The sequence below is a fragment of the Kitasatospora sp. NPDC048296 genome, from assembly GCF_043201815.1.
Lineage (GTDB): Bacteria > Actinomycetota > Actinomycetes > Streptomycetales > Streptomycetaceae > Kitasatospora.
On record NZ_JBICZB010000046.1, the window covers coordinates 1 to 19,786 of the forward strand.

A 19,786-nucleotide genomic window follows, 5' to 3' on the forward strand; every position below is an offset into this window, starting at 1 on the left:
TCGAACAACCCCTCCTGATCACGCATACCAGGATCATCTCGTACGAATGATCACAAGCCACACGCGGGTTGCCGCTTACTGACCCACGCTCCTAGGTGGGCTGAGCTGCTGTACCCCGACCACCGGCCCGGACACGGGGAGGCCTCGAGCTGTGATCGAGGCGGGCACCTGGCGGGTGCCCGCCCTGGTTCGGGTCAGGCAGGTCGTTCCGGGGCTGGTTTGTCACGGGCCGGGCCGGTGTCGCGCTGGTGCGGAATGGTGCTGGCGTACTGGGCGGCTTGGAGGAGGTAGGAGGCGCGGTAGCGGCTGGCGGGGTTGGCCATGAGCTCTTCGTGGATGCCCTGTTCGGCGAGACGGCCTTGGTGGAGGACGTAGATGAGGTCGGCGTCGGCGGTCGCGGCGAGGCGGTGGGTGATCAGGATGACGGTCAGGCCCTGGTCGGCGAGTTCGCGGATGCGGGCGAAGGCGGCCACCTCGGACTGGGCGTCGAGGGCGGAGGTCGGTTCGTCGGCGATGACCAGGTGGGTCGGGCGGTCGCCAGGCCCGTCGGTGGTGGCCCGGTGGTGGGTGCGGGCCATGCCGACGCGCTGCCACTGCCCGCCGGACAGCTGCACACCGCCCTGGAAGCCGCGGGCGGCGAGGGTGTCCCAGCCGTTGTCCTGGGCCTCGACGATCGGGTGCAGGTCGGCGTAGTCGGCGGCGCGCTTGAGGAGCGCGGGGTCGTCGCCGTGCTCGGGGCGTCCGACCAAGACGTTTGCGCGCAGGGTGAACGGCCAGCGCTGGAAGTCCTGTTCGAGGACGGAGACGGAGGAGAACAGCTGGTCGCGGTCGGCGGTGGAGGTGTCGGTGCCGTCCCACAGGACGCGGCCGGTGTCAGGGAGGTAGAGACCGCAGAGGAGCTTGACGAGGGTGGACTTGCCGGAGCCGTTGTCGCCGACGAGGGCCACGACCTGCCCGCGCGGGATGGTGAGGGTGATGTCGGACAGGGCCGGGGTGCTGCGGCCGGGGTAGGTGAAGCCGACGTCCTCCAGGGTGATCGTGTCGGGGCGGTGCGGGAGGTCGGTGCCGCCGGTGGGGATGGCGCGGCGTTCGGACTCGCGCTGGAGGCGCTCCAGGTCGGCGACGAACAGGGCTTCCTCGTACAGGCCGTTCGCGGCGCGGACGAGGGAGGTGATGTCGGCGGCGCCGGTGCGGATGCCGACGACGGCGGTGCCGGCGACGGCGAGGGCCATCTGCCCGTCGTAGACGAGCCAGCCCAGGACGGCGAAGGTTGCGGCGGCGGCAAGCCCGGACAGGGCGGAGGCGATGAGGGAGGTGCTGGCGGTGGTGCGCGCGAGCCGGTTCTGCTCCGGCTCGGATGCCTGGGCCATCGCGGTGTAGTGGCTGAGGATGAACGGGCCGATGGCGTGCACGCGGACCTCGGGCGCGGAGTGCGGCTGGGTGATCTGCTGGGCGAGGATGGCGGCGGCTCGGTGGTGCTGGAGCCAGGCCATCATCGAGCCGTAGCGGCGGCGGGCGGAGCGCACCGCGCCCCAGCCTTTCGGAGCGGCGATCAGGACCAGCATGGGCAGCAGGACGGGGTCGAGGGTGAGCAGGACCCCTCCGGCAGCGACGAGGCCGAGCAGGGCGGTGAGTAGGGAGATGCTCTGGTTGATCAGGCGGCGCACCGCCGCGGTGCCGAAGCGGGCGGACTCCAAGAGCCTGCTGAACTCCGGGTCCTCGATGGCGGCCAGTTCCACCCGGGCGGCCCGGCTGAGGAACGCGACGGTGGCCGCCCGCTCGGTCTTGGGCTCCAGCCGGTTGCCTGCCCAGGTGGAGGCGACGCCCAGGAGCGCTGCCAGGGCGGAGGCGCCGCCGACGGCGAACGCGGCTGGCAGCGCGGCCCGCAGCAGGTGGTCGGTACTGCCGGAGGCGAACAGGGAGGCGAGCGCTCGGTTGGTGGCCAGCAGGCCGAATGCGGCTGCCAGAGCTCGGCCGATCTCGGCGACCGCGATGGCCACCAGCGCGGCGCGGTCGGCCTGCCAGGCCAGGTGCACCGCGGTGCGGAGCAGGCGGGGGATCTGCCGGGCCACGGTGAGGAAGCTGACCGTGAGCATGGTCTGTTCGTGGGAGGTGAAGCCGTAGTCGTAGCGCAGCGGGCCGCCGAAGAGGAACTTCTCGCTGGGGGAGATGTCCTCGTCGGGACGGGGTTTGGTCGGGCGGGTCCTCAAGCGTGGTCCTCCAGGGTGTGGGTGGGCAGGGCGGCCATCCGGTCCTACGCGTTGGCGAGGGCTGGCGTCGACGTGCTCGGCGCGGCGGGCGGGCACCGGGCAGCCGAAGCAGGGGCCTTAGCAGCCACGCTCGTTGTGGGCAGCGGCGCTGAGGGCGGTCAGCGCAGCCATCCGCCGGGGCCGGGGCGCAGGGTCATGAAGCCGTCCAGGGGGCTCGAAGCCGAGGGTGCGGTACAGGTGTGCGCCGGCGGCGGTGGCGCGCAGTTCGACGGCTCCGCAACCGCGGTCCTTGAGCGCTCCGACCAGGGCGGTGGTGACGGCGCGGCCGTGTCCGCGTCGCCGGTGGGCGGGGTCGGTGGCCACGGTGTGGATGCGGCCCCACCGGCCGGTGGGGAAGGCGGGGCCGAGGTAGCCGCGGTAGACGATGCCGATGGCGCACGCGGCGAGGCCGTCGTCGGTGCGGACGACATAGGCGAGCAGGTTGGGGTCGGTGCCCAGGCGTTCGCGCATGTCGTCGCGGAAGGTCGTGCGCCACTCGTCGGTGAGCGGGCCGCCGTCCAGGACGGCCACGCGCAGGCGCAGCAGTTCGTCGGCGTCCTCGGGGACGGCGGGCTGGGCTGTGCTGCGGGTCATCGGCTGGTCCTGTCCAGGGTGGGGTGGGCGGTCAGCAGGAGGCAGAGCAGGTCGTCGAGCGGGTACCCGGCGACGGCGGTCCAGCTGAAGGAGCGCAGCAGGTCGAGGTCGGCCGGGCGCAGGCCGATCGATTCCCGGCCGGCCTGCTGGCGTTCGGCGAGCGGGGTGGTGACGAGGAGCCGGCCGGCGGGGACGAGGAGGTGGCGCGTTCCGGCGACGGTCGGCACGAGGTCGACGAAGGCGAGGAACAGCCGGCAGGTGATGAGGTCGAACTCGGCGGCTGGGAGGAGGTCCAGGCCGCCGCGGTTCACGTCGAGGAGGCGGAAGTCGAGGCCGTTGCGGTCGTGGTGCCGGGCCTGGGCGGTGGCGACGGCGACCTGGGAGAAGTCGACGCCGGTGGTGGTGAAGCCCAGGTCGTGGAGGGCGGCGGCGTACTCGCCCGTGCCGCAGCCCAGGTCGAGCGCTCGGCGGCCGGTGCCCGGGGCGAGGTGCTCGGTGAGGAGCCTGACCTCTGGTTCGGTGACGGGACGGAAGTCCTTGCCCTGCTGGTAATGGCCGTTCCAGTGGTCGGCGGCGGACACTGCCGCTCCTCTCGGTCGGGCGCGCTCACCGGGCCCATCAGCCGGCGGGCGGGAAGTCGGGCGGCTGCAGCGGGCCGGGTGCCAGGCGCTCCAGCAGCCGGTCGACGCGGCCGTCGGGCCGGTAGAGCGTGCGGTAGGCGTACGGGTGCCGTCCGCCCGGCAGTGTGACGACGCCCTCGTCGATGACGGTGCGGCCCTGGGTGATGGCGAGCAGCCGCAGGTCGGCATCGGTGGGCAGGGCCAGCTGCTCGCCGGTGGGCGGGCGGCGGTGGCGGCCTGGCATCTCAGGCCCCGACGTAGGCGCGCAGGTCCGCGGGGGTGTCCCAGCCGTAGGTGGAGAAGCCCCGGCGGTCGCCGGCCAGGTAGGCGGTGAGGGCGGCGTGCGAGGTGGGGAACATCGGGGTGGGCAGGTTCTCGGCGTCCACCCAGAGGACGGCGAGGTGCTTGTCCGGCTCGGTGTTCGTCAGCTTGCCTTGCCAGGACGTCGCGGCGAACACGGAGAGCAGGAACGGGCCCTTGCCGTCCCAGCCGGCCTTGACCTGGATGGTGTGGACGAGCCGCAACTCCTCGGGATCCACGGCCAGCCCGGTTTCCTCGTGCAGCTCGCGGGCGGCGGCCCGGTCGAGGCGCTCGCCCTCCTCGGCCTTGCCGCCGGGGAGGGTCCAGGCGGGCGCGCTGGACCAGGAGTCGTTGGCGTAGTGCACACCGGCGATCGTGCCGGCGTTCTGGTCGTGGACGATGACGCACACGGCCTGACGCAGGGACTGCATGGATGCTCCAAGAGGTAGGAGGAGAAAGGGGGTTAGAGGGCACTGTCCGGGGCGCGCAGCAGGTCCAGGACCGTGCGGGCGTAGCCGAGGACCTCCTCGTCCCGGTGATGGTCCAGGGCCCAGCGCAGTGCGGCCGGGCAGTCGATCGCGGCCCATGCCCGGCATGCCGCCCGTTCCCGCGCGGTGAGTTCACGCCCGTACCCGGCGGTGAACGCCGCTCGCAGATCGGCCCGGTGCGGGGTGAGCTGGAGCATGACCCGCATGAGGTCCCGGCGCACCGGTTCGTCGGCCTGGCTGCGCTCGAAGTCGATCAGTCCGAGCGTCAGCCCGCCGTCGTTGCCCTCGCGGCGCAGGATCCAGTTCCGCGGGCCGAAGTCGCCGTGGCAGTAGGCGAGGGGGGTGATCGGGGGTTCGGCGCGGGTGGCCTCCGCCAGGACCTCGATATCCTCCTCCGTGAGTTGGGCGTCGCGGGCGCGGGCGAGCGCCCGTTCGCGCTCCTCGGCCCAGGGAAGCCGGCCGCCGACGGGGGCGTCGGCCGTTGGATGGGCGTGGATGACGGCCGCGAGCCGCCCGGCCTGCCGGTACACCTCCCGCTCCTCGGCTGCGGTGAGGGCGGCCTTGATGACCGGGGTGCCGGCCAGCGCGGTGGTGATGACGAGCAGCGACCGGGCGTTCTCGGCGAGCAGGTCCGGTGCCAGGCCGACACCGAGGGCCGGCGCGAGGATCCGGTAGGCGGTGGTCTCCCGCCGGTGCATGAGCGCGTTCTTGTGGCGCTTGGCGAACAGGCCGCGTCCGCCTTCGTCGGCGACCTCCCAGACGACCGGGTGGCCCGCGCGGGCGAACGATCGCACGCCCACCAGCTCGTACCGTCCCGCAGTCTCGCGCACCAGCCGGTCGACGTCCTCGGGGACGACTGCGGCGCTCACGCGGCCCACCCCACGGTGGAGAGGCAACGGCCGCGGGCGATCTCGGCGAGCGCGTGAACGGTGTAGGGCACCGTGGTGCCCGGGAGCCCGTCCAACGGCCACCAGCGAAGCGCGTCGCACTTGTGTGGTTCGGCGTTGCGGACCCGGCCGTCGTAGCGGGTGGGGCGGAAGAACAGCTGGAGGCGGCTGCGGCCGTCGTCGGCGTCGAGGTGGTGCAGGGTGTGGACGAGTTCCAGATCGGCCTCGGCGATGCGGATGCCGAGCTCCTCCTCGGCCTCGCGCGTCATGGAGCCGGTGACCCGCTCGCCGGGCTCCATGTGGCCGGACGGAAGGTGCCACATGCCGTTCGCGTAGGCAGTGTTGCGGCGCCGGCCGAGGAGCACGGTGCCGTCGTCGACGAGGACGAGGTGGACGCCGACGACCAGGGTCAGCGGATCGGTGCCGGAGGGGTGGGACTCGGTGGTGGGCGGTCGGCGGGCGTCGGCGGGCGGAGTCATGCGGTCCCCCCGCTGGGCTGGTCGGAAGCGTCGGCGAGCAGCGGCAGGTAGTGGTGCAGGTAGGGCGGGACCTTGAGGGAGAGGACCTCGTCGAGGGGGACCATGCGTACGGCCAGGCCCTCGTCGCCGAGCCGCAGGTCGCTCTCGTCGCCGTCCCAGACGGCCCGCAGGACACGGGTGAGCGGGAGGCCGAGGTCGTCGTGCGGGTCAGGGAGGGGCCGCAGCGCGGTGATCTCGATGCCGGCCTCCTCCCGGACCTCGCGCACCGCGCTCTCCGGGGCGCTCTCGCGGGCCTCGCGTCAGCCGCCGATCGGAGTCCAGTACCCCGGCCAGGGCATTCCGGGCCGGTTCTCGCGCAGGTGCATCAGCAGTCGGCCCGCGCGGTCGGTGACGAGGACCAGGACGCCCTCGAAGTCGTCGCCGTACGGGGCGGGGCGTTCCAGGTAGAGCGGGCTGCCTCCGCCGTTCGCTCGGCCCGTCGGCCCGTCAGGCCAGGCCGCCGAATCCGCGGAGTGCGGTGCGGAGTGCGTGCTCCATCTCGGCGCGCAGCTGCTCGGGGTCGGCCGGGGCGCCGCCCGCCGTCTCGGGGCGGCCGAGGAGTGCGGCGATGGTCGAGACCAGTGCCCCCACCAGCGCGCCGGTCATGGCGGCCGCCACCACTGGGTCCAGCTCGCCGGGGTAGGCGGCGATCAGACCGCGGGTCAGCTCGCGCTGACCTTCCAGGACCTTGCGCAGTGCGTAGGGCTGCAGGGCGGGGGTGCTCAGGATCAGTCGGGTTCGCAGCTTCGCGAGGTCGCCCGTCAGGTCGGTGTCTTGGTCGAGCACGAAGTGGAAGGAGCGCAGCAGCAGCTCGGCGGGCCGCTCCCCGGGAAGGGGCTCGGCCAGGACGGAAGCCGATCGTTCCAGCTTCAGCGGGGTCCCCTCGAACAGCACCTCCTCCTTGCTGGCGAAGTAGCTGAAGAACGTCCTGGTGGAGATGTCGGCTGCCTCGGCCAGTTCGGCGATGGTGGTCTCCTCGTACCCCTTGGTGCCGAACAACTCGATCGCCGCGGTGACGAGCGCCTTCCGCGTCCGCTCCTTCTTGCGCTCCCTGAGTCCTGGCTTCGTGGTCATCCTCTGATGTTAGCCGAGAGTGAATATCTGCACTGATTGAAAAATTGCGTTGAGTGCTGATATGGTCCCGGCCATGGATAGCGTCCTCAACCGGGTGGGGCGGACGGCCGCCCGCCGACCGTGGCTCACCATCGGAGCCTGGCTCCTCGCCATCGTGGCCCTCTTCGCCGTGGCCGGGGCGGCCGGCGGCGAATTCTTGAACGACTACAACGTCCCCGGCACCAACTCCCAGAAGGCCGTGGACCGCGCGATAGAACGCTTCCCCGAGATGGGCGCGGCGAGTGCGGACGTCGTCTGGCACACCACCGACGGCACGCTGCGCGACCCCGGCAAGCAGGCGGTCATCAAGGCCGTCACCACGAAGTTCGCCCACCAGCCCGACGTCCGCTCCGCCGCCGACCCGTTCGCCGAGGGCGGCCAGATCAGCGACGACGGACGCACTGCGATCGGCCAGGTGCAGTACGACAAGCAGCTGAAAAAGCTCAGCGAGGAGGCGACCACCCGGCTCCAGGACGCCGCCGAGGAGGCCCGCAAGGCCGGCCTGGAGGTCTCCTTCCGAGGGCAGGTCGTCGACCTGGCCTCACAGAGCGAGACCAGCGGCGCCGAGCTCGTCGGCTTGGTCGCCGCCCTGGTGATCCTGCTGATCGCCTTCGGCTCCCTGGTCGCCGCCGGACTGCCCATCCTCGTGGCCATCACCGGCCTCATCCTCGGCACCGCGGGCGTGCTGATCGCCGGCGCCGGCATGAGCATCCCGACCATCGCGCCGATCGTCGCCATCATGCTCGGCCTCGGCGCCGGCATCGACTACGCCCTGTTCGTCGTCACCCGCTTCCGCGAACAGCTCGCCGCAGGCGTCCACAAGCACGAAGCGGCGGGTCGCGCCCTCGCCACCGCAGGCCATGCCGTGGTCTTCGCCGGTGCCACCGTGGTCGCCGCGATCCTCGGCCTGCTGCTCACCGGCGTCCCCTTCATCGGTGGCATGGGCGTCGCCGCGGCGCTCACCGTCGCCGCCACCATGCTGTCCGCGCTCACCCTGCTTCCGGCCGTCCTCGGCCTGCTCGGGCACCGCGTCAACTCCGTGCGCATCGGCCGCCGCCGACCCGCCGCGGTCGACGCCCCCGCCGACGTCGAGAACGGCCGCTGGGGACGCTGGGCCGACCGGGTCGCGAAGAACCGCTACGGCTACTCTGTGCTCGCTCTGGCCGTCATCGCCGTCCTGACCGTCCCTCTGTTCAGCCTGCACCTCGGCGCCCCCGACGACAGCAATCTCCCGAAGACCTCCACCCAGCGCCACGCCTACGAGACCGTCGCCACCGCCTTCGGGCCCGGCTGGAACGCCCCGCTGATGATCGTCGCCGACCTGCAGCCCGGCGCCGAGGGGGACCAGGCGATCGAGCGGCTGCGCACCACGTTGACGGCGGACTCCGAGGTCGCCACCGTCACCCCGACCGCGCTCAGCACGACCGGCCGCACCGCCATGCTGACCGTCGTGCCCAAGCACCGGCCGCAGGACCGGGCGGTCAGCGACCTGCTCCACCGCATCCGCGAGGACGTCGCCCCCGAGGTCTTCGGGTCGTACAGCAAGGACGTCTACGTCGGCGGCACCACCGCCTACAACACCGACCTGTCCGACACCGTCGGCAACCGCCTGCCGTGGATGATCGCGGCCGTGCTGGCCGCCGCCACCGTGCTGCTGATCGGGATGTTCCGCGCGCCGCTGGTCGCCCTCAAGGCCGCGGTGATGACGACCCTCTCCATCGGCGCCGCGTTCGGTGTGCTGGTCGCGATCTTCCAGTGGGGCTGGGGCCTGTCCCTGATCGGCCTCAAGGAGTCGGTGCCGATCATGGCGATGGTCCCGATGCTGCTCTTCGCGGTGCTGTTCGGCCTGTCCATGGACTACGAGGTCTTCATGCTCAGCGCCGTGAAGGAGGAGTACGACAGGAGCGGCGACCCGGCCCGCGCGATCCGCGTCGGCCTGGGCGGCACCGCCCGCGTCATCACCGCGGCCGCCGCGATCATGACCGTGGTGTTCCTCTCCTTCGTGCCGACGACCGACACCGTCATCAAGATGATCGGCATCGGCCTCGCGGTCTCGGTGATCGTCGACGTCACCGTGATCCGTCTGGTGCTCGCCCCCGCGGTGATGAGCATCCTCGGCCACGCGGCCTGGCGCGGCTTCGGCCGGTCCGCCGCGACGGCCCTCCCCACTTCGCCGACCCCCGCGGCGGAGCCGCAGCGCACCCAGGTCGGGTGACCCCCCGACCTGGGCGCGCCGCGCGGTGAAGCGAAAAGGCCTCCGGGACTTGTCCCGGAGGCCTTTCACGTGCTGGCGGTTCCGGTCAGCTGGACTTCCAGAGCTGGATGCGCGAGTTGTACATGCCCTCGGTGGTGGTCTTCTGGAAGGAGCGGAAGCCGATGTAGCCCTCGTAACGGCCAGTGCCGCCCACGACCGGGAGCATGATGTTCTCGCCCGCCATGAGCTTGTTGGTGTTCACCAGGCCGTAGGAGTGGACGGTGCCGTCCTCCAGGACGTCGGTGTTGTCCATGATCGTGTACAGGCCGTCGGCGCCCTGGTAGACCGCCAGGCTGGTGCCCCGGGTGTCGGAGATGACCTCGCCGTCGGCGTCGGACAGCTGGGAGTGCCAGGTACCGCCGTCGCCCACCTTGAAGCCGGTCGCCGGGTTGCCGGTGTAGGTGCGCTCCAGCACCTTCTCCTGGAGCGGGTAGAGGTCGATCGACCGCGGCTGGTGCCGGTGGTGGGCGGCGGCGGACTGGCCGGGGTCGGCCGACGCGGTGCCGGCGGTCGCGGGGACGGTGACCAGCAGGCCCAGGGCGAGGGCGAGGGCGGCACCCGTGCGGCGGGTGATCTTCGTGCGGCGCATGCTCTGCTCTTCCTTCTCTTCTGAATGTCTGCGTGCGTACGGGGTGTTCGAGATCGGGGAAGCCCGTCTGCAGCCATGCTGGGGCGAGTTGCTAAAGCCCTTCCAAAACCTCGGGGGTGGCTTCGGGGCGCGGGAAGACCAAGGAAGGGTGGTCTCCGGCGAGTGCGCCGGGGACCACCCTTCGTCGACCTTCGGCGGCTCAGTCCGCGGTCGGGGCTCCGAACCACGTGGTGAGCGCCGCCGTCAGCCCGTCCTGGTCGTCGCCGACCCAGACCGTGTACCCGTCGGGACGGACCAGCAGCGCTGGCGCGTCCAGCTCCTCGACCGGCTCCGCCCGGACCACGTCGACCCGCGACTCCCAGCCCGACGCGTCGCCGAACTCCTTGCCCGTCAGGTCGAACAGCACACCACGGCCCTGTCCCAGCGCCGCCCCGGTGGACGTCTCGCCGTCCGTAGTCCGAAGTGCGAGGTGCCCGAGCCGCAGGCCCACCAGCGGGTGACCGCCCTCCGCGGCGAACGGGTAGCGCACGTCCGTCGCCCAGGTCACCAGCCGCCGGTTGACCTCCTCGATGGTCACCAGCTCGGTGAACACCTCGCGCAGCGCGTTCACCTTCTCCAGCGGGTGGATCAGCGCCATCTGCGCCTCGGCGCCCTGGCACGCCCGGTGCCCGGCCAGGTGCCGCTCCTCGTGGTAGCCGTCGAGCAGCCCCTCCGGTGCCCAGCCGTGCACCGCGGCCGCGAGGCGCCAGGCCAGGTTCACCGCGTCGCCCAGACCGGTGTTCAGGCCGTGGCTCGCCGTCGGCACGTAGTGGTGCGCGGCCTCGCCCGCCAGGAACACCCGGCCCTCGCGGTACCGCTCGGCGAGCTGGGTGGTGCCCGTGTAGCGGCGCATCCAGATCGGGTCGCCGACCTGCTTGCGCCCGCCGGTCAGCCGCTCGATGTTGCCCATCAGCTCCTCGACCGTGACCGGCTCCGACTCCGGCGGCCCGTCCTGGTCGAACTCCAGCGTCTGCAGCCGCCAGTAGCCGCGCTCGGAGCGTTCGGGCAGCGCCCCGAACACCCCGCCCGGGCGCACCCCGGCGTCGAACTCGCCGTCGTAGGAGGCGAAGTCGCCCAGGATGCCGTACCAGGACTTGCCCGTGCGGCTCACCTCGATGCCCGCGAGGCGGCGGACCGTGCTGTCCACACCGTCCGCGCCCACCAGGTAGGCGCCGCGCAGCTCGTATGCCGCGCCGTCCGGCCCCTCGACCTGCACCGTCACACCGGAGTCGTCCTGGCTGAAGCCGGTGACCCGGTGGCCGCGGCGCAGGTCGGCGCCGAGAGCGGCCGAGCGCTCCTCCAGCAGCCGCTCCACGCCGGTCTGCGCGACCAGCAGGTTGTACTCCTCGGGCAGCTGGGTGAGGTCGAGCCACACCATGCCGAAGTGCACCGCCGGCCAGTGCGGCGCCTCGCCGAGCGCGTCCATGAGGCCCCGCTCGGTGAACACGTCCACCAGACGCGAGTGGAAGGTGCCCACCCGCTCGTCGTCGTAGTGGCCGGGCCGGGCCTCCAGGACGACGGCCGGCACGCCCTGCCGCCCCAGCTCGAACGCCAGCATCAGGCCGACGGGGCCACCGCCCGCGATGATGATCGGGTCAGTCATTGCTAGTACTCCTTGCGTTCGTGCCGTTGGCAATCGGGGTTCGGTGTGGGGCATTCGGGGTGTGACGTTCGGTGTCACAGTGCGGTGTGCAGGTGCTCGGCGAGTTCGGCGGGCGTCGGGTGGTCGTAGATGGCGACGGGGTCCAGCTCCAGGCCGTCCTCCCGCAGCCGGGCGGCCAACTCCATCGCGGTGAAGGAGGACAGCCCAAGCTCCAGGAAGTCCAGCAGCGGGTCGATGTCCGCCGCCGACTCCAGGCCGAGCACCTGGGCGGCGTAGCGCCGCACGGCCTCCAGGAGGACCTGGCCCACCTCGTCGTCGGGAGCGCCGGCCAGCCGCTCGCGTAGCGAGGGCGCGGCGCAGCGGTTGTCGTTCTCGGCGTCCGGGTCGGAGACGTCAGTGGCCAGGGCCGGGGTCGTGACGGAGTTGAACCAGTCCGACAGCGCCGGGAGCACCGCCGACATCGCCTTGCGCTGCTCCGGGTCCAGCGTCAGCAGCTCCGCCAGGGCCTCCTCGTCCCCTTGTATGACCGCCTTCCAAAGCGCGCCGTCGGCTGCCGCAGCGACGCCGGGGCGCGGCTGGAGCCAGTAGGTGTGGTGTTGGAAGGGGTAGGTGGGGAGGGTGGTGTGGGTGCCTGGGGTGCCGCGGGTGGGCCAGTTGACGGGGTGGCCGTGGGTGTGGGTGGTGGCGAGGGCGCCGAGAGCGGTGGCTGCCTCGGGTCGGTTCGGTATGAGGGTCGCCGCTGTGACCGCGTCCGGGTGGGTGGTGCGGGTGAGGGTGGTGAGGGTGGCGTCGGGGCCGAGTTCGAGGTAGGTGGTGACGCCGTTGTCGCCGAGGGTGGTGAGGGCGCCGTGGAAGCGGACGGCTTCGCGCAATTGGCGGGCCCAGTAGGCGGGTTCGGTGAGCTGATCGGCCAACTCCCCGGTGAGGGTGGAGATGATGGGGATTGTCGGCTCGTGGTAGGTCAATGTCTCGGCGACGGCGCGGAATTCGTCGAGGATCGGGTTCATGTGTGCGGAGTGGAAGGCGTGGCGGGTGTTGAGGACCTTGGCTTTGCGGCCCTGTTCCTTCCACTGTGCGGCGAGGGCGTGGACGGCGTCGGTGTCCCCGGCGACGACGACGGCGTCGGCGGAGTTGACGGCGGCGATGGTGAGTGCGTCGGTGAGGTGTGGGAGGACGTCTTCCTCGACCCCCTGGAGGGTCGCCATGGCGCCTTCGCCGGTGCTGTGCATGAGGCGGGCGCGGGCGGCGACCAGCTTGGCCGCGTCGCTCAGCGACAGGACGCCGGCGCAGTGGGCGGCGGCGATCTCACCGATGGAGTGCCCGGCGAGGTAGTCGGGGGTGAGGCCGTGGTGTTCCAGGAGGCGGAACAGGGCCGTCTCCAGGGCGAACAGCGCCGGCTGGGTGTACAGGGTGGTGTCGAGCAGCCCGTCCGGGTTCGACGCGATGATTTCCCGTAGCTGCGGGTCGAAGTGGCGCAGCGCCTCCTCGTACGCGGCGGCGAACACCGGGAAGGTGGTGTACAACTCCTCACCCATGCCGACCCGTTGCGATCCCTGCCCGGTGAACAGGAACGCCAGCTTGCCGCCACTCGCCGCCGCACTGCCCGTCACCACCGACGGGTGCGGCGTGGCATCGGCCACGGCGCGCAGCGCCTCCGCCCGGTCGCCGGGCAGCACGACCGCACGGTGCTCGAACAGCGAGCGGCTGCGGGCGAGCGAGTGGGCGATGTCGGCGGGCGCGGCCTCGGGGTGCTGGGAGAGCCAGTTCAGCAACTGCCGTGCCTGGTCCCGCAGTGCGCCCTCCGTCTTCGCCGACAGCGGCCACACCGCCGGGAGTTCGGGCGCTTCCCCGTCGGCGGCCGTCTCGACCGCCGGGGCCTCCTCCAGGACGACGTGCGCGTTGGTGCCGCCCATGCCGAACGACGACACGCCCGCGCGCAGGGTGCCCTCCGGCCACGGGCCGAGCGTGGTCTGCACCCGGAGGTTCAGCCCGGCGAAGTCGATGTCGGGGTTGGGCTCGGCGAAGTTGAGGCTGGCCGGCAGTTCCCGGTGCTTGATCGCCAGGACGGTCTTGAGCAGCCCGACGATGCCGGCCGCGCCCTCAAGATGGCCGACGTTGGTCTTGGCCGAGCCGACCAGGAGCGGCGAGCCCTCGGGGCGGGCCGTGCCGATGGCGGCGCCGAGCGCCCTGGCCTCGATCGGGTCGCCGACCCGGGTGCCGGTGCCGTGCAGTTCGACGTACTGCACCTCGCCGGGCTCGACGCCGGCCCGCTGGTGGGCGCGGCGCAGCAGTTTCTCCTGGGCCTCCGGGCTGGGCACGGTGAGGCCGTTGGTGGCACCGTCGTTGTTGACGGCGGTGCCGCGGATCACGGCGTAGATGTGGTCGCCGTCGGCGAGCGCCCGGTCGAGCTTCTTGAGCAGGACGGCTCCGCCGCCCTCGCCGCGGACGTAGCCGTTGGCCCGGGCGTCGAAGGTGTAGCTGACGCCGTCGGGGGAGAGGCCGCCGAACCGGGTGAGGCCGAGCGTGCTCTCGGGGGCGATGATGAGGTTGACGCCGCCCGCGATGGCCAGATCCGACTCGCCGCTGCGCAGGCTCTCGCAGGCCATGTGGACGGCGACCAGCGCGGAGGACTGGGCGGCGTCGACGGTGAGGCTGGGGCCTTCCAGGCCGAGCGTGTAGGAGACGCGGTTGGCGATGATGCCGCGGTTGAGGCCGGTGACGGTGTGCGGGGTGATCGCCTCCAGGCCGTGCCGCTGGAGCACGGTGCTGTAGTCGGCAGCGATGGCGCCGACGAAGACGCTGGTCTGGGTGGCGCGGAGGCGGTCGGGGACGGCTCCGGCGTCCTCCAGGCACTCCCAGGCGAGTTCGAGCATCAGCCGCTGCTGGGGGTCCATCAGGGCGGCCTCGCGGGGCGAGATCCCGAAGAAGCCCGGGTCGAAGGTGTCGATCCGGTCCAGGAAGCCGCCGCGGCTCGGTGCCCCGTCGAGGTCGAGCCCGCTCCACCGGTCGGCCGGCGCGTCGGTGATCCCGGAGGCGCCCCGGCGCAGCAGGTCCCAGAAGGAGCGGGGATCCGGGGCCTGGGGGAGCCGGCAGGACAGACCAATGATGGCAACAGCGTCGGAAGGCATGAGATCCCCATGTCGTTCAGCAGTGGAGGCGCCGCGGGGCGGCGCGCCGTAGCGACCGGTGGCCGGCCGAGGGCAGCGGACGGTCGCCGACAGCGGCTGATGGCAGCTGATGGCTTCGGATGGCGGCTGGAGGCGTTAAGGCTGGAGCCCCTAGGGCTGGGGGCGTTGCGGCTGAAGGCGCTACGGCGAGCGGCGCGGCAGCCAGGGCCGGCGGACGGCACCCGTCGGTCAGAGCCGGCGGTGGTGGCCGGCGCGCCCGGACAGCAGGAGGGCCACGGTGCGCAGCAGCACCGTGGAGGACTCGTGGAGGAAGAAGTGGCCGCCGGGGATGGCGTGCACCCGGGACCCGGCGGTGGTGTGCCGGGCCCAGCCGTCCACCCGGTCGAGCGGCAGCAGCGGGTCCTGTTCGCCGGCGAACACGTCGATCGGGCAGGGCAGCGGGTGGTCGCCGGTCGGCCGGTGGCTCTGGCAGACCCGGAGGTCGTCGCGGAGCAGGTCCAGCGCGGACCGCACCCAGTCGGGGTAGCCGAGGACGAGTTCGGACATGCCGCCGGTGTCGACCAGCCAGCGGGTCAGCTCCGCGTCGTCGAGGTTCAGGGCGTCGGCGATCGGGGCGAGCAGGTGGGGCGGAGGATAGGCGCCGACCATCAGCCGGAGCGGCAGGCTGCGGCCGCGGGCGGCGCGCAGCAGGGTCAGGTGGTAGGCGACGAGGGCGCCCATGCTGTGCCCGTAGAAGGCGTACGGCTCGTCGAGCAGCGGGTCCAGGTGCCGGTCCAGGTCGGTGACGAGGGCGTCGATGCGGGTGAACCGCGGCTCGGCGGCGCGCCGTTCGCGTCCGGGCAGCTGCACCGGCAGCACGGCGATCTGTGGCCCGAGCGACTCCTGCCAGCCGGTGTACGCGGAGGCCGCGCCGCCGGCGTGGTGGAAGCAGAACAGCCGGAGGTCCGCGTCGGTTCCGGCGGCCGGGGGCAGGTAGGGCGTCGCGGTCGGGGTCCTGGGTGCGGCCATCGGCTCAGCCGTCCAGCAGACGGGCGGTGGCGGCGGCGAGCTCCTTGTCGGCGAGCATGACGCCGTGGTCGGTGTCGACCCGGATCTCCTCGCCGACCTCGATCTGCAGGCCGGCGTCGCGCATCGCGTTGAGGCCGCTGAGCGGGCTGGTCGAGCTGTACGCGACGGCCGAGCGCCACTGCGGCAGCGGGTCGATCTGGCTCGCGGCGGCGAGGTAGCACAGGAAGGACTCGAAGACCGCGAACAGCTCCTCGCGCCGGGTCTCGTCCAGGCCGGCCGCGATCAGCGCCGGCTCGCCGAACTCCCGCATCAGCCGCAGCAGTTCGTCCTTGAGTGCCATGACGTCGGGGATCTCGTCGTAGGCCTGCTGGCCCATCTCGCGGGCCGCGGCGATCTGCTCGTCGGAGATCACCGCGGAGAGGAAGCCGATCACCTTGTGGAACTGCCAGATCAGCGTCTGCGCCGTGGACAGCTCGGGGTCGAACAGCACCAGCAGCGGTGCGCGGCCCTGCCGTTCGGCGATCCGCTCGGCGAGCGCGGCCGCGTAGATGGCGCCGCCGCAGAAGCCGAGCACCGCGTGCACCGCGGGCCACTCGCCGTCGGTGCCGCCCAGGCCCTCCAGCCCGCCGGTCCAGTGGTCGAGGTAGCCGGTGCCGCTGCGGGCGGCCTCGGCGGCGGCCGGCGGCGGTACGGTCTCCCACGCCGCGAATTCCGGCCCGAGATTCGCCAGGAGGTCCGCGAAACGGGCCTCCGGCCGACCTGTGGTGTCGAAGTCGACGGCCAGCAGAATTCCCTTGGAATTCCCGCCGTCGGCCAGTCTCTTCCAAGCGTTTCCTGCGACCACTGCCACTCCTCAGTCGGAACTCCGGAACGGTAGGCAGCCTAGGTTGAACCGGCTGTGTCCCTGCACCCCTAGAGATCGTTCTGGGGAGCGGTAGGGGGTCTTTCCGGGCGCCCCTGAAAAAGCCGGGGTGACCCCCCGATAGGGGTGCCCCACCTCCGTGCGGGGCTCGTAACGTGGGCTGCAAAGTGGCAACCGCAAGCATGGTGTGAACTGTCTCACACTCGGCTCTGTAGGGGAGGACCCATTGGGACCCGCAGCGCAGTTCGTCGCCCGGACAACACGTGATCTTTCCGTGGCCACCCGCAAGGAACAGGCCATGTGGTTGTTGGAGCGATTGGTACCCGACAGCGCCGCCAACAATCTGGCGCTGGCGTTCCAGGTGGAAGACAAACTGGACATTCCGGCGCTCCACGAGACCTTGGCGACGCTTTTCTGCCGGTACGACGTGCTCCGCACGGTTTATTTCGCGACCGGCGCCGAACTGCTGAAAGGCGTCGTGCCGCCGGCGGAATTCGAGGTCCCGGTCGAGGAGGTCGACGACTTCCGGCCACCCAGGGACGGGATCGCCGAGGCCTTGCTGCCGTACGTGAACCGCCGGTTCGTGTTCGACGGCCGTCCGCTGGTCCGAGCCGGCCTGTTCCACCACCCCGACGGCGACGTCCTCTGCCTGACCTTCCACCACCTCGACTACGACATCATCTCCGGCACCGCGCTGCTGGAGGAGATCATCGCCCTGTACGGCGCCCACGCCACCGGGCAGCCGCCCGCGCCCGAACTGCTGGAGACCGTCCCGGCGTTCGCCGAGCCCGAGCCGAAGCCGGAGAGCATCGAGTTCTGGCGCGGCCAGCTGGCCGAGTTCGACCCGGCCACCCTGGACATGTGGTGCGGCGCCCCCGACAGCGGCGAGCCCACCCTCAAGGGCGACCAACTGGTGCACACCCTCTCCCAGGAGACCCGGGACGTCGTCCGGCGCCTCCAGCGCGAGGTGCGGGCACCCGAGGCCGTGGTGCTGCTCGGCGCCTTCGACCTGCTGCTCGCCGCGCACGGGGTCGGCCCGGACATCGTGGTCGGCTGCCCCGTCAGCGTCCGCCCGCAGGACGCCCCGCGCACCATCGGCCACCACACCAACGTGCTGCCGCTGCGGGTGAGGGTGAACCCCGAGGACGGCTTCCGCACCCTGGTCCGGCGGGCCCGCGACATGTACTTCGGCGCGCTGGCGCACGCCGGGGTGCCGGAGGAGACCATCGCCGGACTGGTGCCCAGGGCCGGCTCCGCCTGGCGCAACCGGCTCAGCCGCCACCTGTTCAACTACTTCCCGCAGCTGGAGATGACGCAGTTCGAGATCGGCGGGCTGCGCGCCCGGCCGATCGTCGTGGAGAACGGTTACAGCAAGTACGACCTGGAGTTCTTCGTTGCCTCCTCGGCCGACACCATCCAGGTCACCGCGCGCTACTCCACGGAGAAGTTGAGCCGCGCCGACGCCGAGGACCTGCTGCTGCGCTACGAGGCGCTGCTGCTGGCCGTCGCCGAGGACGTCGAGCGGCCCACCGGCGAGCTGCTGGTGTGGAGCGGGCGGGACCACGCGGTGATCGACGCCGCCAACGACACCGCGGTGCGTTACGCCCCGCCCGGCCCGGCCGACGTCCTGGAGGCCGTGCACCGCCACGCCGCCGCCACCCCGGACGCGGTGGCCTTCCAGCACGGCGACCGCGAGATCGGCTACCGCAGGCTGTGGGAGACCGCGCTCGCCGCCGCCGCCACGTTGAAGGACGGCGGGATCGGCGCGGGCGACGTGGTCGCCGTCGCGGCCGCCCGCTCGCCCGAACTGACCGCCGCCGTCCTCGGCGTGTGGCTCACCGGCGCCGCGTACCTGCCGGTCGACCCCGAGCACCCGGCGCAGCGCGTCTCCTACCTGATGGAGGACTCCGGCGCCAAGGCCGTGTTCACCGACCGCGAGCTCGCCCTGCCCGGTGCGGCCGAGCTGCTGCGGCTGCCGCTGCCGGTGGTCCCGGACACCGCGCCGGAACGGCCGATCGGTGGCCTGCCGGTCCGGCTCGACCCGGAGGGCACCGCCTACGTCATCTACACCTCGGGCTCCAGCGGCCGGCCCAAGGGCGCCGTGCTGCCGCACCGCGCGATCTCCAACATCTGCGCCGACTACACCGTGCGGCTGCGCGCCACCCCCGCCGACGCCACCCTGTGGATGACCACCTTCGCCTTCGACATGGCGAACCTGGAGCACTACGTGCCGCTGTACTCCGGCGGCCGCATCGTGGTCGCCCCGGACGAGGCCCGCACCGACGGCCGGGTGCTGCGCGAGCTGATCGACCGCTACGACCCGGGCATCCTGCAGGCCACCCCCACCACGCTGCGCATGGTGTACGACGAGGTGGCCGACCGGCTGGCCGGCCGCCGGGTGGTCACCGGAGCCGAGCCGGTGCCGGTGACGCTGGCCAAGCGGCTGCTGGCGACGGGTTGCGAGGTCGTCAACGCCTACGGTCCGACCGAGACCACCACCTGGTGCACCTGGGGCGTCGTCCCGGCCGACCTGGGCGAGCGGATCTCGGTCGGCGGGCCGATCCAGAACATCCGGATGTTCGTGCTCGCCCCGGACGGCCGGGAGCTGCCGGTCGGTGTCCGCGGCGAGGTCTGCATCGCCGGCGACGGCGTCTCGCACGGCTACCACGGCCGGCCGGAGCTGAACGCCGAACGGTTCGGCGAGCACCCCCGGTACGGGCGCTTCTACCGCTCCGGCGACCTCGGCCAGTGGCTGCTGGACGGCACCCTGGAGCTGTCCGGCCGGGCCGACCGGCAGGTGAAGCTGCGCGGGAACCGGATCGAGCTGGGCGAGGTCGAGGCGGCCCTGCTCGGGCACCCGAGGGTGCGGGGCGCTGCCGCCGTGGTGGTCGGCGACCGCAGCGCGGACGGCCGATTGGTGGTCTTCGTCGAGGCGACGGGCGGGTCGGCGGGCCCGGCCGCGGACGGCACCGGCGACCTCGTCGAGAGCCTGTGGGAGTTCGCCCGCGCTGAACTGCCGCGCGCCGCCGTGCCGCAGGACTTCGTGGTGCTGGACGGCCTGCCGACCAACGCCAACGAGAAGGTCGACTATCTGGCCCTGGAGGCGCTGGCGACCGCCGGACCCGCCGCCGGGACGGACGGGGGCGCCGGCGAGCGGGCAGTCGGCGCGGACGAGTCCGCCGACCCGGTGGTGAACGCGTTGGTCGGCCTCTGGCGCGAGCTGCTGGGCCGCGACGACCTCGGTGGGGCGGCCAACTTCTTCACCTCCGGCGGCCACTCGCTGCTCGCCGCCAAGCTGGTCCAGCGGATCGAGGAGGAGTTCGGGGTGACCGTGAAGCTCGCCGACCTGTTCGCCGAGCCGACCCCGGCCGGCCTGGCCGCCCTGGTCCGAGCGGAGCAGACGGCCTGACGGCGCATCCGGCGAGGGGGGGGGGGGGGGGGGGGGGGGGGGCGGGGGCCGGGGGGGGGGGGGGGCGGCGCCCGGGGGGGGCGGGGGGGGCGCCCCCCCCCCCCCCCGCGCCCCCCCCCCCCCCC

15 protein-coding genes and 1 pseudogene are annotated in these 19,786 nt (G+C 72.5%); 2 read left to right on the plus strand and 14 right to left on the minus strand.

From position 1 onward, the window contains the following. Positions 1 to 194: 194 nt before the first annotated feature. The 9 genes and pseudogenes from ACGF12_RS24655 to ACGF12_RS24695 all read right to left on the minus strand — a co-directional run bounded on the left by ACGF12_RS24655 (position 195) and on the right by ACGF12_RS24695 (position 6,730). Positions 195 to 2,210: an ABC transporter ATP-binding protein gene (locus ACGF12_RS24655; RefSeq protein WP_393033965.1), complete on the minus strand. Its 2,016-nt coding sequence runs from the start codon at positions 2,208 to 2,210 to the stop codon at positions 195 to 197. Positions 2,211 to 2,327: 117 nt separating this feature from the next. Continuing rightward, entirely contained in the window at positions 2,328 to 2,843 is a 516-nt protein-coding gene (locus ACGF12_RS24660) for a GNAT family N-acetyltransferase (protein WP_393033968.1), read from the minus strand. Beyond that, complete coding sequence (locus tag ACGF12_RS24665; protein WP_393033971.1) at positions 2,840 to 3,424, minus strand: class I SAM-dependent methyltransferase; 585 nt, start codon at positions 3,422 to 3,424, stop codon at positions 2,840 to 2,842. Before ACGF12_RS24665 ends, ACGF12_RS24660 begins: the two co-directional genes overlap by 4 nt. A gap of 37 nt (positions 3,425 to 3,461) precedes the next feature. After that, positions 3,462 to 3,707 carry a hypothetical protein gene (locus tag ACGF12_RS24670; RefSeq protein WP_393033974.1) on the minus strand — a complete coding sequence of 82 codons (246 nt, stop codon included), beginning with the start codon at positions 3,705 to 3,707 and terminating at the stop codon, positions 3,462 to 3,464. 1 nt (position 3,708) lies between these two features. Further along, entirely contained in the window at positions 3,709 to 4,194 is a 486-nt protein-coding gene (locus tag ACGF12_RS24675) for an NUDIX domain-containing protein (protein WP_393033977.1), read from the minus strand. 32 nt (positions 4,195 to 4,226) lie between these two features. Continuing rightward, complete coding sequence (locus ACGF12_RS24680) at positions 4,227 to 5,120, minus strand: aminoglycoside phosphotransferase family protein (protein ID WP_393033979.1); 894 nt, start codon at positions 5,118 to 5,120, stop codon at positions 4,227 to 4,229. Beyond that, on the minus strand, positions 5,117 to 5,617 hold the full coding sequence (locus ACGF12_RS24685) for an NUDIX domain-containing protein (protein ID WP_393033982.1): 501 nt from the start codon (positions 5,615 to 5,617) through the stop codon (positions 5,117 to 5,119). The genes ACGF12_RS24680 and ACGF12_RS24685 overlap by 4 nt, the downstream gene beginning before the upstream one ends. Then, positions 5,614 to 5,901 (minus strand): annotated as a pseudogene (locus tag ACGF12_RS24690) (NUDIX hydrolase); the annotation flags it as partial. The pseudogene ACGF12_RS24690 and the gene ACGF12_RS24685, both read right to left, overlap by 4 nt. 202 nt (positions 5,902 to 6,103) lie before the next feature. Continuing rightward, complete coding sequence (locus ACGF12_RS24695) at positions 6,104 to 6,730, minus strand: TetR/AcrR family transcriptional regulator (RefSeq protein ID WP_393033985.1); 627 nt, start codon at positions 6,728 to 6,730, stop codon at positions 6,104 to 6,106. Between the two features lie 73 nt (positions 6,731 to 6,803). Here ACGF12_RS24695 and ACGF12_RS24700 point away from each other — a divergent pair, with 73 nt between their 5' ends. Beyond that, positions 6,804 to 8,984 carry an MMPL family transporter gene (locus ACGF12_RS24700; protein ID WP_393033988.1) on the plus strand — a complete coding sequence of 727 codons (2,181 nt, stop codon included), beginning with the start codon at positions 6,804 to 6,806 and terminating at the stop codon, positions 8,982 to 8,984. An 85-nt stretch (positions 8,985 to 9,069) separates the two neighbouring features. On the opposite strand, the gene ACGF12_RS24705 is transcribed toward ACGF12_RS24700, so the two are convergent. The 5 genes from ACGF12_RS24705 to ACGF12_RS24725 form a co-directional block, all read right to left on the minus strand. Next, a complete protein-coding gene (locus tag ACGF12_RS24705; protein WP_393033991.1) occupies positions 9,070 to 9,612 on the minus strand; it encodes a hypothetical protein in 543 nt (180 codons plus the stop codon). Between the two features lie 199 nt (positions 9,613 to 9,811). Beyond that, positions 9,812 to 11,254, minus strand: a complete 1,443-nt coding sequence (locus ACGF12_RS24710) for an FAD-dependent monooxygenase (RefSeq protein ID WP_393033994.1) — start codon at positions 11,252 to 11,254, stop codon at positions 9,812 to 9,814. 74 nt (positions 11,255 to 11,328) lie between these two features. Next, entirely contained in the window at positions 11,329 to 14,382 is a 3,054-nt protein-coding gene (locus ACGF12_RS24715; RefSeq protein ID WP_393033997.1) for a type I polyketide synthase, read from the minus strand. 228 nt (positions 14,383 to 14,610) lie between these two features. Beyond that, entirely contained in the window at positions 14,611 to 15,390 is a 780-nt protein-coding gene (locus tag ACGF12_RS24720) for a thioesterase II family protein (RefSeq protein ID WP_393034000.1), read from the minus strand. 4 nt (positions 15,391 to 15,394) lie between these two features. Further along, positions 15,395 to 16,234, minus strand: coding sequence for a hypothetical protein (locus ACGF12_RS24725; protein WP_393034003.1), 840 nt, complete (start codon positions 16,232 to 16,234; stop codon positions 15,395 to 15,397). Between the two features lie 292 nt (positions 16,235 to 16,526). On the opposite strand from ACGF12_RS24725, the gene ACGF12_RS24730 reads away from it, so the two are divergent. Beyond that, on the plus strand, positions 16,527 to 19,661 hold the full coding sequence (locus ACGF12_RS24730) for an amino acid adenylation domain-containing protein (protein ID WP_393034006.1): 3,135 nt from the start codon (positions 16,527 to 16,529) through the stop codon (positions 19,659 to 19,661). Positions 19,662 to 19,786: the final 125 nt, after the last annotated feature.

What these genes read in the sequence shown, in the direction of transcription:
- ACGF12_RS24720 (WP_393034000.1), bottom strand. Translation starts at nt 15,390, where the DNA reads ATGGCCGCACCCAGGACCCCGACCGCGACGCCCTACCTGCCCCCGGCC.
- ACGF12_RS24660 (WP_393033968.1), bottom strand. Translation starts at nt 2,843, where the DNA reads ATGACCCGCAGCACAGCCCAGCCCGCCGTCCCCGAGGACGCCGACGAA.
- ACGF12_RS24705 (WP_393033991.1), bottom strand. Translation starts at nt 9,612, where the DNA reads ATGCGCCGCACGAAGATCACCCGCCGCACGGGTGCCGCCCTCGCCCTC.
- ACGF12_RS24695 (WP_393033985.1), bottom strand. Translation starts at nt 6,730, where the DNA reads ATGACCACGAAGCCAGGACTCAGGGAGCGCAAGAAGGAGCGGACGCGG.
- ACGF12_RS24675 (WP_393033977.1), bottom strand. Translation starts at nt 4,194, where the DNA reads ATGCAGTCCCTGCGTCAGGCCGTGTGCGTCATCGTCCACGACCAGAAC.
- ACGF12_RS24670 (WP_393033974.1), bottom strand. Translation starts at nt 3,707, where the DNA reads ATGCCAGGCCGCCACCGCCGCCCGCCCACCGGCGAGCAGCTGGCCCTG.
- ACGF12_RS24710 (WP_393033994.1), bottom strand. Translation starts at nt 11,254, where the DNA reads ATGACTGACCCGATCATCATCGCGGGCGGTGGCCCCGTCGGCCTGATG.
- ACGF12_RS24715 (WP_393033997.1), bottom strand. Translation starts at nt 14,382, where the DNA reads ATGCCTTCCGACGCTGTTGCCATCATTGGTCTGTCCTGCCGGCTCCCC.
- ACGF12_RS24685 (WP_393033982.1), bottom strand. Translation starts at nt 5,617, where the DNA reads ATGACTCCGCCCGCCGACGCCCGCCGACCGCCCACCACCGAGTCCCAC.
- ACGF12_RS24700 (WP_393033988.1), top strand. Translation starts at nt 6,804, where the DNA reads ATGGATAGCGTCCTCAACCGGGTGGGGCGGACGGCCGCCCGCCGACCG.